At 64.6% G+C, this 15001-nt stretch carries 16 protein-coding genes and 2 tRNA genes; 6 read left to right on the plus strand and 12 right to left on the minus strand.

Going from position 1 to position 15001, the window contains the following annotated elements:
- Positions 1-12: 12 nt before the first annotated feature.
- Positions 13-651 carry a GntR family transcriptional regulator gene (locus BKA07_RS08865; RefSeq protein WP_167950586.1) on the plus strand — a complete coding sequence of 213 codons (639 nt, stop codon included), beginning with the start codon at positions 13-15 and terminating at the stop codon, positions 649-651.
- A 77-nt stretch (positions 652-728) separates the two neighbouring features.
- Here BKA07_RS08865 and BKA07_RS08870 read toward each other — a convergent pair.
- The 5 genes from BKA07_RS08870 to BKA07_RS08890 all read right to left on the minus strand — a co-directional run bounded on the left by BKA07_RS08870 (position 729) and on the right by BKA07_RS08890 (position 5233).
- A tRNA-Lys gene (locus tag BKA07_RS08870) sits at positions 729-801 on the minus strand.
- A gap of 317 nt (positions 802-1118) precedes the next feature.
- Positions 1119-1409: a DUF3618 domain-containing protein gene (locus BKA07_RS08880; RefSeq protein ID WP_167950587.1), complete on the minus strand. Its 291-nt coding sequence runs from the start codon at positions 1407-1409 to the stop codon at positions 1119-1121.
- A 93-nt stretch (positions 1410-1502) separates the two neighbouring features.
- Positions 1503-1850 carry an ASCH domain-containing protein gene (locus tag BKA07_RS19780; protein WP_342449142.1) on the minus strand — a complete coding sequence of 116 codons (348 nt, stop codon included), beginning with the start codon at positions 1848-1850 and terminating at the stop codon, positions 1503-1505.
- Positions 1851-1860: 10 nt separating this feature from the next.
- Entirely contained in the window at positions 1861-3474 is a 1614-nt protein-coding gene (locus BKA07_RS19785; RefSeq protein ID WP_342449020.1) for a hypothetical protein, read from the minus strand.
- Positions 3475-3583: 109 nt separating this feature from the next.
- A complete protein-coding gene (locus tag BKA07_RS08890) occupies positions 3584-5233 on the minus strand; it encodes a hypothetical protein (RefSeq protein ID WP_167950589.1) in 1650 nt (549 codons plus the stop codon).
- A gap of 224 nt (positions 5234-5457) precedes the next feature.
- Between BKA07_RS08890 and BKA07_RS08895 the strand changes: the two genes are divergently transcribed.
- The 4 genes from BKA07_RS08895 (at position 5458) to BKA07_RS08910 (ending at position 8035) form a co-directional block, all read left to right on the plus strand.
- Positions 5458-5530: transfer RNA gene (locus BKA07_RS08895), tRNA-His, on the plus strand.
- A gap of 194 nt (positions 5531-5724) precedes the next feature.
- Entirely contained in the window at positions 5725-6153 is a 429-nt protein-coding gene (locus BKA07_RS08900) for an organic hydroperoxide resistance protein (RefSeq protein WP_167950590.1), read from the plus strand.
- 98 nt (positions 6154-6251) lie between these two features.
- Positions 6252-7115 carry a ribokinase gene (locus tag BKA07_RS08905; RefSeq protein ID WP_167950591.1) on the plus strand — a complete coding sequence of 288 codons (864 nt, stop codon included), beginning with the start codon at positions 6252-6254 and terminating at the stop codon, positions 7113-7115.
- Positions 7112-8035 (plus strand): dihydrodipicolinate synthase family protein, encoded by a 924-nt coding sequence (locus tag BKA07_RS08910; protein ID WP_209043916.1) that lies wholly within the window; start codon positions 7112-7114, stop codon positions 8033-8035. The genes BKA07_RS08905 and BKA07_RS08910 overlap by 4 nt, the downstream gene beginning before the upstream one ends.
- 63 nt (positions 8036-8098) lie before the next feature.
- Here BKA07_RS08910 and BKA07_RS08915 read toward each other — a convergent pair whose 3' ends face one another.
- Together BKA07_RS08915 and BKA07_RS08920 are read right to left on the minus strand one after the other, a co-directional pair.
- Positions 8099-8917, minus strand: coding sequence for a siderophore-interacting protein (locus BKA07_RS08915; protein ID WP_167950592.1), 819 nt, complete (start codon positions 8915-8917; stop codon positions 8099-8101).
- Between the two features lie 160 nt (positions 8918-9077).
- Positions 9078-10397, minus strand: coding sequence for a glutaminase (locus BKA07_RS08920; RefSeq protein ID WP_167950593.1), 1320 nt, complete (start codon positions 10395-10397; stop codon positions 9078-9080).
- A 175-nt stretch (positions 10398-10572) separates the two neighbouring features.
- Here BKA07_RS08920 and BKA07_RS08925 point away from each other — a divergent pair, with 175 nt between their 5' ends.
- Positions 10573-10863 carry a hypothetical protein gene (locus BKA07_RS08925; RefSeq protein ID WP_167950594.1) on the plus strand — a complete coding sequence of 97 codons (291 nt, stop codon included), beginning with the start codon at positions 10573-10575 and terminating at the stop codon, positions 10861-10863.
- A 32-nt stretch (positions 10864-10895) separates the two neighbouring features.
- Here BKA07_RS08925 and BKA07_RS08930 read toward each other — a convergent pair whose 3' ends face one another.
- From BKA07_RS08930 to BKA07_RS08950, 5 genes are all read right to left on the minus strand, one after another.
- Positions 10896-11228 (minus strand): antitoxin, encoded by a 333-nt coding sequence (locus BKA07_RS08930; protein WP_167950595.1) that lies wholly within the window; start codon positions 11226-11228, stop codon positions 10896-10898.
- A 66-nt stretch (positions 11229-11294) separates the two neighbouring features.
- Entirely contained in the window at positions 11295-12554 is a 1260-nt protein-coding gene (locus BKA07_RS08935; protein WP_167950596.1) for a Zn-dependent hydrolase, read from the minus strand.
- Between the two features lie 46 nt (positions 12555-12600).
- The gene (gene nhaA, locus BKA07_RS08940; RefSeq protein WP_167950597.1) at positions 12601-13905 is read right to left on the minus strand and encodes a Na+/H+ antiporter NhaA; all 1305 of its coding nucleotides are present in this window, start codon (positions 13903-13905) and stop codon (positions 12601-12603) included.
- 113 nt (positions 13906-14018) lie between these two features.
- The gene (locus tag BKA07_RS08945; protein WP_167950598.1) at positions 14019-14168 is read right to left on the minus strand and encodes a hypothetical protein; all 150 of its coding nucleotides are present in this window, start codon (positions 14166-14168) and stop codon (positions 14019-14021) included.
- A 76-nt stretch (positions 14169-14244) separates the two neighbouring features.
- On the minus strand, positions 14245-14973 hold the full coding sequence (locus tag BKA07_RS08950; protein WP_167950599.1) for an LmeA family phospholipid-binding protein: 729 nt from the start codon (positions 14971-14973) through the stop codon (positions 14245-14247).
- Between the last annotated feature and the right edge of the window lie 28 nt (positions 14974-15001).

Genomic DNA, 15001 nt, shown 5'->3' on the forward strand with positions numbered 1-15001 from the left:
TAGGATGGAACCGTGAATCACGAATCGTCCCTGGTCAATCAGCTCACCGACCGTCTCATCGCCGGTGAGCTTCGTCCCGGTGCCCGTTTGTCGGAAGCCGCGCTGGCGAAGGAGTTCGACGTCTCTCGGAACACGCTGCGTGAGGCGTTCCGCGTGTTGGGGGAGCAGGGGCTGGTCAACCACATCCCGCACCGCGGGGTGTCGGTGGCGTCGCCGAATACCTCTGATGTCATCGACATCTATCGGGTGCGCCGCCACATCGAATGCTCGGTGCTGGCGAACGCTCCGCTGAACCATCCGGCTGCCGAGCAGATGCGCAGGGCGGTCGAGACCGCGCACACCGCCGCAGCTGCCGATGACTGGCTGCAGGTGGGGACGCTGAACATGGCCTTCCACAATGCCGTGGTCTCCCTCTCCGACAGTTCACGACTGATGCGGTCGTTCGGCAATGTCCTCGCCGAGCTCCGGCTGGCCTTCCTCAAGGTCGAGGTCCTCGACTTCCTCCACGCCCCGTTCGTCGACCGCAATCAGGAGGTTCTCGACACCTACCTCGGCGACAGCCCCGGGGCCGCGGCTGCGAAACTCGGCGCCTACCTCGGCGACTCCGAGCGTCAGGTCCTCGGCGCGTACGCCCGCGCCGGCGAGGACTGAGCGGACCGGTTCGGATCCGTGGGTGAATGAAGAGAACCGCCACCCGGATCATCCGAATGGCGGTTCTTTTCCAACTGTGCACCCCCCGGGACTTGAACCCGGAACCCACTGATTAAGAGTCAGTTGCTCTACCAATTGAGCTAGAGGTGCGTGCCGCGCATCCTGCGCAACGAGAGTCAATATTACTCAGGTTCACAGCGTTCATGCAAACCGAGAGCGCATCTTCCGAAGTTCTGTGACGAACGTCGCAAGTTCCCAGGTCAGAGGTGCATCACGGACGTCGACTGCTCCGCCGGATCGGTGATGGCATGGACGTCCCGCTCACGCAGGAGCACATATGCCTGGACCCTCAAGCTCCACCTCGGCGAGGCCCTCAAGGTCGTAGAGGACGGTGTCGCCGAGGCCCCGCCTCCTCACCCGGATCGAGGAGGATTCGGTCGTGCAGCATGCGGATGGGCAGTGCGGATTCAGCCACGCTTGCCGCGGCCGGAGAGGCCGACGATCAGCGCGGCCACGCCGAGGACGGAGCCGACGCCTAGGGCGATCGCCTCGGGCTTGACCGAGCCGCTCTCTTCCTCGATGACGGTCGACTTCGCGCGGTTGACGGCACGAGTCGCAAGGACCTTCGGGTGGACGCGACCGACGAGTTCATCGATGTTGTCGGCGATGCGCTCTTCGCGCAGTCGAATCGATTCTGCCAGCTGTGAAGGTGTCGCTGAGTCGACGGTCACATCTGAGGTGTAGACATTGTCAGTCATCGGGGCATGTCCTCCGGGTCGAGAATACATTCATGCACGTGACGGGGTGCCACGGTGCCTCGTGTCAAGCTTAACCGCTTGTTTCTCTCAGTGTCAGATATTGACTGCGGAGAGCCGGAAAGTCACGACGTCGACCTGCGCGTCCTCGGGCATTCCCGGGTAGCGGTCTCGCAGGTTCGAGACATAGCCGAGCAGGCCGGAGTCCGTCTTCAGCCGCAGAGTCTGCGCTGTCAGTTCGCTCAGCCGATGGGTTTCGACCGACGTGATGTCGACGGGAAGCGTGGTGCGGTCGGCGTGTTCGAAATAGGCCAAAGCGGTACCGGTCGTGTGGGATTCGTTCCACCGCACGGTCAGAGTCTTCCTCGCCGAGGCGACCGCGTCGAAATACCGTTCGTGGAACCTCAGGAGGCGCTGGGCTGCGGTATCCGCGACGCGAGACAGTGACGCGGACTCAGCCCTGCTTGTTGCGGCGGCCGACGAGCCAGATGATGAACCCGACCGCGGCCATGCCGGATGCCGCGAGGATGAAGATCGGCCACGAACTCGCGATCGTCGACACGAAGGACTCCCCGAACGAAGGAGACGGCGGTTTGTCGCTGCGCGGCTCGGGCGAGTTGCCTCCGGTGATGAGGTCGGTGTCGTCGTCGGGCACGGGCGTGTCCGGATTCTGCGGGACCGGGTCCGAGTAGTCCGGGGGAGGCGAAGACTCGTCGTTGCCGGGCATCCACTCATCGCCGATGTCTCCGGGGATCTCATCGCGCGTATCCGACGAACCGTTGCCGGTTGCCGGGTCCGGTGTGGAGTCATCGCCATCCGGCCCGTCATCGCCCGACGTTGTTCCGGAGCCGTCCTTGTCGGCTGAGGCCTTATCGTCCTTGTCCGAATTGCCTTCTTTGTCCGAGCTTGCGGAATCGGAGCCATCCGATTCCGACGACGAGTCGGAATCCGAATCCTCCTCGGCAGAATCGGGATCAGCAGACGCCGAGGTGTCAGCTTCCTTCGAATCGGCGTCCGCGGACTCCGAGGAATTGGAATCGGAAGACGCCTCCGATGACGACTCGTTCGTGGAATCCGAGGAAGTGTCGGATTCCGACTCGCTGTCGGAAGAGGAACCGGCGTTGCTCTTCGAGGCTGCGTCGGTGTCTGTGCCGTCGTTCGCGGCGCTCATGTCCGCGTCATTGGAAGAGTCTTCGTCCCCGCCGTCAGCACCAGCAGAGTCGGGACCGCCATCAGGATCACCCTCCGAATCTGTGCCGGCTGTGGCCCCGTCGTCGTTGTCCTCTGTGTACTCATCACCTTTGACGATGATCTTGTCTCCGTCGGAAGTGAACGTCCATCCCGGATCCTCATCGAAGTTCTCAAAGACCATCTCGTCGTCCGGATGTTCGGCATCGACGACTACACCGTCTTCATTGAGCATGAACGTAGTGGGCACGTCTTCATCGGCCGCGGACGGCACGGGGTTTCCGCTGTCGTCGGTCTCGCCTTCCGGCTCGGCGCCGTCAGCTGTTGAATCGGACGTTGACGCCGACTCCGATGAACTCTGGGTAGGAACCGAGCCGCGGTCGCCGGCCCCGGGGCCCTCGAATGGTACGTTGACCCAGCTCTCAGGCATATCTTCCGAAGCGGGTATTTTGATCTTGTGGCGGATGGGGTACCACCGCGAATCCAGCGAGCCGTCGATTGCGCACGGCTTGTCCTTGTCGCCGCCCGTATCGGACTCATCGTCACCGTCTGTGCTGGATTCACACGCAGAATCATCGCCACCGTCCTCGGCGGCTTCGTCGTTGCCACCGGCGCCAGATGTGGATGCTGTTGCGTCCTCCGAGCCGGAATCATCCGAAGCGGACTCCGAACCACTCGAATCCGCAGAGGCGGCATCCGGCCCGTCGACGGATCCGTCGGGGTCGGAATCGGCGGCAGGGGTATTCGCGCCGTCGGCATCGGCAGACGGGATGATGCTCGCGTTCGCCGGGGCCATCGTGCCCGTGATCGGAAGCATCAGTAGGGCAAGGGCAGTGCCGAGGGCGGCCGCTCTGCGGCTGAGCTCGAGTGTAACTGGCACTGTGTTCCTTCGCGGTGGGGACTCCGACATCAATCTTGCAAGGGGACATGACGGTCAGACACGTCGCAGTCCATCCTAATGGCTACGCCGAGGCGGATAAAGTCACGGCCTACTTCTCGCTCTTCTCGGACTTCTTCGCATAGGCGCGAATCGTGGAATCGGAGCCGTCGACGATGGCGTTGTTTCCGTCATCGGTCAGAGCCAGCAGATTGGTGTCGGTGCGGTAGGCGTGTTTGCCGGCCAGCAGGCACGAGTCGTCGTTGTCGACGGTGCAGGGGACGATCGTGCCGCGCGGTTCGGACAGGTGGATGTCCTTGCTGGAGGTGTCCATGAGCAGCAGTCCGGTTTCGAGGTTGAACAGGTACGGGCCGATGTAGGCCCTCTTCCCGCCCTGGCCGCGAACCCACGACATCTCTCCGACGATGTCGGTCGTCGTGGTCACGGTGGACAGGATCGAACCGTCTTCCAGGGAATGGACGACGAGCTGGATCCGGTGCCCGGAGTTCGTCGATGCGCCCTGCTCTCCCCATAACGTGATCGCCTTGCCGTGGCCGGTGGAGACCCATTTGATGATCTGGAGACCATCGGAGGGGGCCTCGAGGTCGATGGAGCGCTCCTCGCCCGACTCGATGTTCTTGGCCTTGACCGGACCGTTCCAGTCGGAGCTGAAGAGCTCGTCGTTCTCGATCGCCATCGGCGTCGATCCCGGTTCCGGCGTGGGCACGTCGACGAGGCCGTCACTGCCGAACGTCGAGAGTTGGTTGCCGGACTTGACGAGGACGCTCTTGCCGGCTGAAGTGATGCGAGCATCCTCGGGCAGTTCGTAGGTGTGGGGCTCCTCTTCGCCGTCGATGAGCGCTTCGGCCGTGTTGCCGGACTGCCACAGGAGCGCGGGCTTGCCGTCGATGATCGTGTCCACCGCGAAGGTCGGGGCCTCGCGAGTCTTCCCCTCGTAGCGGGTCTTTCCCGTCTTCGCGTCGAGCACTTGGAGCTTGCCCTCGTCGACGACGAGGACACCGCGGTCCGAAGCGGTCACCGAGGCGTCTTTGGGGATCTTCGTCTCCCACGTCGGTGAGTTCTCGAAGCCGGGAACGACGTCCTCGGTCGTCTCGACGGAGAGTTCGGAGGCCGGATTGATCTGCTCATCCGATTCGATCGTCTGGGGCGAGTCCTGGGATCCGACAGGCACGATGTTCGGGATCACGAACGCGCCGATCATCAGGATCGCGATTCCGATGAGCACGAGGCCGGGGACGGTGATCTTCTTCAGCCTCTGGGGTCTGCTCTGCCGGGGATGCTTGCGCACCCGCTTCTTCTTCACCGCCGGCGCCGATGCGGCGGGTCCGGAGAACGGTGTTCCCAGGGGGTAGTCCTCCGCGCTGCCCGCCTCGGTCCCGGCCTCATCGCCGTACCCTGCTGTTTCGGCCTCGTCCCCGTGTCCTGCGGTTTCCGCTTCGGCAGCGGCGCTGTCCATCGCCGAGGCGGTTGTGGCCTCATCCTCGGATGCGTCCTCGGTCGCGGGCGAAGAGGAGGAAGAGGAGGAAGAGGAGGCGGGGGCGATCTTGCCCGTTTCGTCGAGGAGGACCTCGACTTCCTGATTGCCGTCATCGATCGTCACGGGTAGTGAAGTCGCGGTCTCCCTGGCGTAGTCGCCAAGATAGGTCATGGCTTGCCCGGTGTCGGAGTAGCGACTCGTCGCCCCATTGAGGGTGAGGTAGGTGAACCCGTCTTCTGAGACGGAGATCAGCGCACGAGCCATTTACAGGGTTCCTTGGGCAGTATCGGTGATGGGGCCGAGACAATACTATTGAATACGATCAAGTGCTCCTACCGTTTTTCCGAAACCGTTATACATCGCTACTGAATCGTTGCACGTCAGGAGATCTGTGTCTCATTGTGCACCATCGAGGCTGTGAGTTTGCCCGGGTGTCGTCGTGAGGTTAAGATGTATCTTGCTGTCTGCACCTGTTTGCAGCGCATGTGGTGGGTATAGCTCAGCTGGTAGAGCGCCGCGTTGTGGTCGCGGATGTCGCGGGTTCAAGTCCCGTTACTCACCCCGAGCCGATGAGCCCCGGAGTCCGAGAGAGATCGAGGATTCCGGGGCTCATCGCATCTCGTATCCCGCAGGCTCAGTCCGCAGCGCCTCAGTCTGGACTTCGGCGGCCGAAGTGACGATACTCGGTCACAGGTGCCTCCCGCGTGGAGGAACCCGATCTGTGAGATCACGATTCGACGAACAGGAGACGTGTTATGAACACCCCAGAGAGCATCGCCTACACAGCCAAGGCCGAGATCACGGGAGGCCGTGACGGCCACGGAGCCACGGACGACAAGGCACTCGACGTCGATCTGCGCTCTCCTCAGGAGATGGGCGGCCCCGGCGGTGCCACCAACCCCGAGCAGCTCTTCGCCGTCGGATATGGCGCCTGCTTCCAGGGCGCACTCGCATTGGCGGGCAAGGAACTCGGAATCGACACATCGAAGTCCGTCGTCAACTCCGAGGTCGGAATCGGCAAGGAGGGCGAGAGCTTCGGACTCAGCGTCAAGCTCACCGTGACTCTGCCCGGCGTTGACCAGGACACGGCGCAGAAGGCCGTCGATCGCACCCACGAGCTGTGCCCCTACTCGAAGGCCACACGCGGAAACATCCCGGTCGAGGTCGTCGCCGTCGGCGCCTGACACGGCAGGACCGGACAGGCCGGCATTCGGGGAGTCACTCGGGTGCCGGCCTGCTGTCGGGCAGCGACCGCTGAGATGAGACCACAGGGAGAGACCGCATGACCATCGACGTCGATCTCACCGTGGTCGGCAGCATCAACGCCGATATCACCGCCGTCACCCACCGCCTGCCCGCGATCGGGGAGACGGTCGGCGGCGGTCGGCTCGTGCACAGTCCCGGAGGCAAGGGCGCCAATCAAGCCGCGGCCGCGGCCCGACTGGGCGCCCGGACCCACATGGTCGGTGCCATCGGCTCCGATGCCGCGGGCACGGCGATGCGGCAGGCTCTGCACCGGGCAGGCGTGGGCACCGATGATGTCGCTGTCGTCGATTCGGAGACCGGAACCGCCCTGATCGTCGTCGACGCCGACGGCGAGAACCAGATCGCGGTCTGCGAAGGAGCCAACGCACACGTGAGCCTTCCGGACCGTGAGTTCCCGAAACGGGAGACGGTGCTCACGCAACTCGAGATCTCCCTCGACTTGATGACAGAACTGTCACATTCCGTGACGGGGCGCTTCGTCATCAACGCCGCCCCTGCGCTGCCTTTGCCCACCGAGGTGGTCGAACGGGCAGATCTCATCATCGTCAACGAGACCGAATACGATCTGCTCCCGCAGCTGCGGGAGGCCAAGCTCGTGGCGATCACCTATGGGGCGAAGGGCTCCGCCCTGTACGAACACGGCCGACAGGTGGCGTTCGCGAAGACTCAGCCGCGCAGACCGGTCAGCACGGTCGGTGCCGGTGACGCCTTCTGCGCAGCGCTGACCATCGCCCTGTCCTCAGGACTGACCCGCGAACGGTCACTGGCGGTGGCCAACGCAGTGGGGGCCGAAGCCGTGATGGACCCGGCGGCGCAACCGGAGTACCAACCACTTGAGCACTACCTGCGATCGACGAGTTCCACGGAGACTGAGACATGACGGATCTGAGCAGCCCCTACAGCACCTTGTTCACCGGCCTGAGCGCCTTCCCCCTGACTCCGATCCGCGATGAGGCGATCGACGAAGCCGCCTACGCAGGACTGATCGGCCGCCTCGTCGAGGCCGGAGTCGATTCGATCACCGCACTGGGATCGACCGGATCTTATGCCTACCTCACCCCGGACGAACGGGCCCGAGTCGCGCGGCTGACCGTCGACCATGCCGCCGGCACTCCCGTGTTCGTCGGCATCGGCGCATTGCGCACGCGGGAGGTGATGTCCAATGTCCGCTCCGCTGAGGCCGCAGGAGCACAGGGCCTCCTGCTCGCCCCCGTCAGCTATCAGCCGCTTGACGAGGACGACGTGTTCGAACTCTTCCGCACGGTCACCTCGGCGACCGAACTCCCGCTCGTCGTCTACGACAATCCGGGCACCACACACTTCACGTTCACCACCGACCTCTACGCGTGTTTGGCGAAGCTCGACGGTGTGGCCTCGATCAAGATCCCCGGCTCGGCGATGTCGCCGACGGACTTCACCGCCCACGTCGAACGGATCCGGGCCGCCACCGGAGACGAGGTGACGATCGGGATCTCCGGTGACGCCTTCGGGGCGGCAGGGCTCAACGCCGGCTGCGACGCCTGGTACACGGCAGTCGGCGGCACCCTGCCGGCCCCGACTCTCGCGATCACCCGAGCCGCATCGAACGGCGAGGCGGACCGTGCCTCGAACCTCTCCGCCGAACTTCGGCCGCTGTGGGATCTCTTCGCCGAATTCGGCGGCAGCCTCAGGGTCACGGCCGCCATCGCAGAGCACCTCGGGCTGGTCGCCCCACAGCCGCTGCCGTTGCCGATCCTCGGCCTCACCGATGCCCAGAAGGGCAAGGTCGCCGAGGTGGTCGAACGCCTCGGACTCACCTGAGCAATCGTCGACCGGCAGTCGGCAGTCAACTGACCAGCCGGTCGGGTCGACCGGCCCGGCAGATCAGTCGATCTTGCCGATGGGTTCGCGCTTCTCGGCCTGGAACTGGTCCTCGGCACGACCGCGCGCCCAATAGGCGGAGATCGACAGTGATTCGCGTGGCACCTCGTGCTCCTTGAGGATCTTGCGGATCGACTTCATCGTCTCTCGCTCGCCGTGGGCGAATACCTGTGGGGTTCCCTCCGGCCAGTCGAGCCCGTCGACGCTCGCAATGAGTTCGTCGTCGTTGTCGACCCAGACCACGGTGACGCCTGACGGCGCTTCCGGCAGCAGCCGGTCCTCTTCGTCGTCGACGGCGGCGATGACGATTCCCTGCGCATCCTCGTCCATGGCCTCGAGGGCAGTGCTCACAGCAGGAATCGCGGTCAGGTCGGCGATGAGCAGGTGCCAGGCGGCCTCGGGGCTGGGCCGGTACTTGCCTCCGGCGCCGACCATGACGATGGTGTCGCCGGGGCGAGCCGACTTGGCCCAGGGCCCGGCGATGCCCTCGTCGCCGTGGATGACGAAGTCCAAGGTCAGCCATTTCTCGTCCTCGTTGATCTCACGCACTGTGTAGGTGCGGTTGCTGGGGAGCTTCTCCGGAGAGTTCTCGCGCAGGTCGGCCAGATCGTAGGGCGGTGTCAATCCGTGTTCGGGGTCGGCGAACATGAGTTTGACGTACTTGTCCGTGGCCTCATTGCTCGACAGTGCGTCGAAGCCGTCGCCGCCGGCCGTGATTCGGATGAGGCTCGGGGTGAGGTCCTGAACCTCTTGCACGCTGAGGACGGCCTGCGGGCGGGGCGGACGAGCTGCCCGGTTCGGCACGGTGGGTGACGTCGACATGGGTAGCCTTCCTGGAATGCGCTGGGATGCGTCGGAGCCGGGCGGTTCGGGTCGGCCGCCTCGGCGATGGCCGCACACTGCCTCTGCATGGCACTGCCTCTGCACGGCACTGCGTTGGCGTGACGGTCGGTCAGTCTCACCTTAGCAAACGACCATGGCGTCAGACCGCTCTCTGGGTCCAATCCTCACGCAGCCTTCGCAGGCCCTTGAGCGCCTTCGGGGAGTCGATGTATTCGACGTCGGGCAGCGAAGAGCTCGGACTCTTGCACAGGAGCATGTCGTCGGGATCCATGAGTGCGATCCGCTTGCCGTCCTCTTCGAGCCGACTCATCGCCTCGGTGAGCATGCGCCTGGCCACCCCGTTGACCTCGTTGACGCGGCGCAGGTCGAGCACGAAGGCTTCGACGTTGGACTCGGGCGCGTCCATGGTCCGGATGACGTTCTCGGCACCGCTCCACTGGATGAGGCCCTGCAGGCTGCAGATGCGGACCATGACGCCTTGCGAATCGACGAAGCGCCGGTCACGACGGATGATCGAGCGAGCCGGTTCGGGTGCGTCCATGATGTGCAGACTCAGCTCACGGGACAGGGTCCGGAAGATGTTGGCTCCGCGCACGCTCGTCCCGTGCTTGTCCAGGCGCGGCGAGAAGGTGGCGATGCCGACCTGGCCGGGCATGACGCCGAACACGCCGCCGGAGACGCCGGATTTCGCGGGCACCCCGACCTCCGTCATCCAGTCACCCGCGGCGTCATACATCCCGCAGGTCATCATGACGCCGAGAACCTGCCGGTTGACACGTGGGGAGAGCACCTGTCTTCCGGAGAGGGGATTGACTCCGCCGGCTGCCAGGGTGGCCGCCATGATTCCCAGGTCGCGTGTGGTGATGAGGATCGAGCATTGCGCGATATATCCCTGGACCACTTCATCGGGCTGGTCGGTGTAGACGCCGTAGGAGCGGAGCATATTGGCGATCGCAACATTGCGGTAGGCCTCACCCCATTCGCCTTCGGCCACCGAATCGTCGACGCGCAGCTCTCGTCCGGCGAACTCGGACAGTCCGGCACGCACGATCTCGATCCGCTCGGCCAACGAGACACCCGGTTCGCCCAGGAGCGCGTGCACGACCATGGCCCCGGCATTGATCATCGGATTGAGCGGTTTGCCGGACTTCTTGTCCAGGGAGAGTTCGTTGAAGGCCTCTCCGCTGGGTTCGACTCCCACCTGATCGATGACCGCGGCAATGCCCTCCTGCTCGAGGACCATGCCGTAGATGAAGGGCTTCGACATCGATTGGATGGAGAACTCGAAGTCCGAATCGCCGGAGGTGTATTCGATCCCGTCGAGGGTGGAGATGCAGATGCCCAACTTCTCGGGATCGGCGGACGCCAGGTCCGGAATGTAGTCCGCATTGGCACCGGACCGGTCGGACCTGTGACGATCGAGCGTCTCGTCCAAGAAGTCGGGAATCGGGGATCGCATTGCACCTCCTGCAGCATGTGACGTTCGGTTGATCGGGGGATGGGCGGCAATCGCCCGACTGCTATTCTCACACACCTTCCGTCCCAGGTGGGGCGCGAAGAGCGGACTGCGAATGTGCCGGATCTGCTGTCTGATCATCATCGAAGGCGCCGGCATCGGAACATACGGTGAGAGCATGCGCCGGTCAACCAGGATCACCGTCATCGTGTCAGCGATTCTCATACACCTGCCCGATGAACCACCGGACAGGGACAGACTCCCCGAGGGCAGGGGGACGCCGCTGACCTGGTATATCGGCGCAGAGCCGATCGGCTGGGAACGCGGAGTCGGCGAGGGTGTGCAGTATTTCGTGCTGTCCCGCTCCCCCGATGGCACGGGCGAGTCCGGGAGCATCCGCACGCGCCGATCTCAACGCGAGGGCAGGCGAGGGCGTGACCGTCTGTCTGCGGCCGCTCATCCCCGTTGACATCACGGATGAGGGTGCTCATCGCCCGCGTGTCAGGAACGCGGCCCGTTGTCGCCCTCGGGTCGTTCATCTCCGGACGCGTTGCCTTCGTGCCGTTCATCTCCGGTCGCGTCGCCCTCGGGTCGTTCGTCTTCGGACGCGTCGTCCTGCGACTGCCCATCGGTGCCGATGGCGCGGTCGGCGGCGTCACGTGCCTTCTGGATCTTCTCGCTGTGTTTGCCGTTGGTCAGCGACTCGGCCACTCCAGCGGCTTTGTCGAGGATCGAATCGCTGGCCTTCTCCGCTTTCTCAGAGTTGAGTTTCTCGCGGACCTTCGGATCATTGGCCAGGTTCTTGGCTTTGTTGACGAATTTGTCGAATGACATGATGCGGCCCTTCTCAGCAGATGGTCGTGTCACCGCAGACACTAGTCGCTCTGGCTGTGCTCCGCCTCAACGTGATGGCGCACCTGACCGCGGAGCAGCGTCGATGCGCAGCACGGATTCGAGGAGGACCTCGATCCCGGGCAGGATGTCGTCGAGCTCGGTGAATTCCTCGGGGCAGTGGCTGCGACCGTCGTGTGAGGGGACGAAGATCATGCCGACCTGGGTCTCGGCGGCGATGATTCCGGCATCGTGACCGGCACCGGAGAACATTGTGGCGCGTGTTTGTCCGAGGTCATCGGCCACCTCGGCGATGGTCGAGGTGATGGGTTCGTGCAGGGGCACGGGGGCGTCATCCGTCGTCCACTCCATCTCAACCCGGACACCGCGCTTGGCGCCTTGGTCGTCGGCGGCGTCGGTGAGCCTCCGCTGCGCTTCGTTCAGCCACGAACCGTCGGGACCGCGGAACTCGCCTTCGACGCTCGCATTGGCCGACACGACGTTGACGGCCTCCGGGGTGAACTGGATATGCCCGCTCGTGCCCCGGGTGTTGGTGCCGGATTCGGCGATGGATTCGACAGCCAGCACGGTGCCTGCCGCGGCACATCCGGCGTCGGCGCGCACGTCCATCGGAGTCGTCCCCGCATGGTCCTGTCGGCCGGTGAAGAGGGCTTTGAAGTGGTTGATTCCGGTGATCGTCTCGACGACGCCGATCTGCTTGCCCATCCGTTCGAGCTCGGGACCCTGTTCGATGTGAAGTTCGAGGAAGGCGGTGACCTTCGAGAAGTCATAGCGTGCGTCGAGGAAGGCCTCGGGGTCGATGCCCGAATCGGGCAGAGTCTCGGCGAGGCTGCGTCCGGCGAGGTCCGTGGTGGCCAGGGTGGTGCGGTCGACGATTCCGGTCATCGCCCGCGACCCGACGCAGAAGAAGCCGAAGTCATTGGGCTCCTCGTTGAAGAAGACCACGATCACGAGGTCGTGGTCGAGTCCCACATTGTTCTCCTGCAGCAGTCGTACGACCTCTATGGCGCCCAGAACGCCGGTGATCCCGTCGAAGCGACCGCCGCCGTCGACGGTGTCTGTATGGGAGCCGAGCATGATCTCCCGCCCTCCGACGCGACCGGGAAGCACCCCGATGACATTGCCGGCACCGTCGACTCGGGTCGCCAGTCCGGCCTGCTTCATCAGCCTGCGGGCGTAGTCGCGGCCGGCGATGTCGACCTCGCTCAGGGCTCGCCTCGTCCACCCGGGCCGGTCCGAGTCGACGAGGGTGGAGAGTTCGGTGAGCTCTGCGTGGAAGCGTTCGCCGACAGGGGTGATCGTGCTCATCGTCGAGCCTTTCTGCCGATGCTCCTCGTCGGTGGCCGAGGTACGTTCATCGGCGGTGTGCGGATGGTGATGCGCGTCCAGCGTATCGTCCGGAGAGACGACGGTGCCTGCGGTTCCGGATGCTGAGCACCGTCGCCGCCAGGGCGGCCGCGATGAGGGAGGCGCTGAGGATCGCGACCTTCGCATGGTCGTGTGCGGGGGAGCCGGGGGCGAAGCTGAGCTCGGCGACGAGGAGCGAGACCGTGAAGCCGATTCCCGCGAGCAGGCCGATGCCCGTCAGATCCCACCACTTGAGGCTCGGGTCCAGCCCGGCAGAGGTGAACCTTCCGACCAGCCAGGTCGAGGCGAGGATGCCGAGCGGTTTGCCGAGCACCAGGCCGGCCATGATCGCAAAGGTCAGAGGTTGGGCGAATGCCGTAGCCAGGCCGTCGAGCCCGCCCACGGCGACTCCTGCGGCGAAGAAGGCGAACACGGGCACGGCGAATCCCGCTGACAGGGGCCGGAGGCGGTGCTCGAGCACCTCGGCGAGGTTGGGGCGATCGTGGCCGTCGTGGTCATCGGTGGGAGCGGTTCGTTCTCGCCCGGTCACCGCGGGGATCGTGAATCCGAGCAGGACCCCGGCGATCGTCGCATGGACACCGGAGGAGTGCATGAGCGCCCAGGCGATCAGACCGAGGGGCAGGAGGATCACCCATGTCGACCAGGCGCGCTCGACGAAGAAGGCTCTGAACCTGCCGGCGATCACCCCGTAGACGACGATGACGGCGAATGCCCCCAGGAGCGGAGCGAAGTTGATGCGTTCGGTGTAGAAGACAGCGATGATGCCGATCGCCACGAGATCGTCGACAGCGGCGAGTGTCAGGAGGAAGATGCGCAGAGCCTTGGGCAGGTGGGAGCCGACGATTGCGAGGATCGCGACGGCGAATGCGATGTCGGTCGCTGTGGGGATGGCCCAGCCGCGCAGCATCTCCGGGTGGGAGACGAGGAGGGCCGTGAAGATCAGGGCCGGGACGATGACACCGCCGATGGCCGCAGTGATCGGGACGATCGCGGTGCGGAAGCTGCGCAGATCGCCATGCGTGAATTCGGTCTTCAGCTCCACCCCGACGAGGAAGAAGAAGATCGCGAGCAGACCGTCGGCGGCCCACGTCCCCACGCTCAGCTCCAGGTGCCAGGGCGCAAAGCCGAACTCGACGTCCCTGAGCGCGAAATAGGAATGTGCGAAGCCGGAGTTGGCCCAGACGAGTGCGGCGAGGGCGGCGATGACGAGGAGCCCGCCGCCGACTGTGTCCTTGCGCAGAGCTGCGTACAGGTGAGATCCGGGTGTGCTGGTCAGAGAAGTCGAAGTCACGATGGAACCGTTTCGTTGTCGGAGGATGTGCTTCTCCGGCCCGAAATGCGTGTGTGATCTCCCTGTCAGGTCAGTGATCGTGCGCCGAGGCGGCTGTGATCGAGCGTGTCTGCTCAGGGTGGGGACCGGAGTGGATCTCCGGCGGGAAAGGGGGCCGTGCCCGACAGCATCATGCCCCACGAGGTGATGTAGCCGTTCGTGCCCGGATGCCCGAGGACCCACACCTTCGGTGTGAATACGTCATCGGGTTTCGTGGGAATCATCGCCGTCAGTCTACCGTCTCATTTCGGTTCGGCCCAGCTCGGCGTGCCCGGATCGGGCCACTCCGGCTTGGGCGGTTCAGTTCGGCGTGACTCCGGTGCCGTGGAGGTCGATGGCCAGACCTGTGTCCGTGGCGTCGATGTTCGTGAGCTCGAGGCCCGCAGGCAGGAAGTCGAGGTCGATGACGATGTCGGAGAGCGACGAGGTCAGAAACGAGGGGAGCGAATCCACGGAGACCTCGCCGGATCCGAGCCTGATCGTCGTGGCGTCGACCACGACCCGTCGTGAGTCCGCCTTCGGTTCGATGCCGATGAGCAGGTCCTGGCCGAGCAGGGAGCCCTTGAGGAACAGCTCGCCGTCGATCGTGGTGAACGACATGCCCTCGGGCAGGGAGGCGTGTTCGGATGCGAGGGAATCGACCGTCGACAGCGGAATGACAGCGCTCGCCTCGACCGTGCCGATCGGCCGTGAGGTGTCCACAGGGGCGTCGAAGAGCTTGACGTCGACGTCGGTGAAGTCCACGTTCTCGTACCGTGCCCGATCGGCGGTGACGTGGACCGTGTCGAGCTCCCCTCCGGCCATCTGCGTGAGCACGGGGAACCCCTCGATGTCGACGTCGGCGTCACCGTAGGGTTCGAGGCTCTGTGCGATCTTCTGCTCGGTGGTGAAGTCGACGATCCTGTCGGCCGCGATGGCGCCGATGACCAGGGTGAGGACGATGATGATCGACGAGACCGCGAATTTCGTGGGCAGCGATCTCCGTCGAGGCGGTTCGTGCGGATGCTCAAGGGTTCTGGCCGTCGTCATGGACACCAGTCTCTCGCATCGCTGGCGC

Origin of the sequence: Brevibacterium marinum (genome assembly GCF_011927955.1) — a bacterium.
Classification (GTDB): Bacteria; Actinomycetota; Actinomycetes; order Actinomycetales; family Brevibacteriaceae; genus Brevibacterium; species Brevibacterium marinum.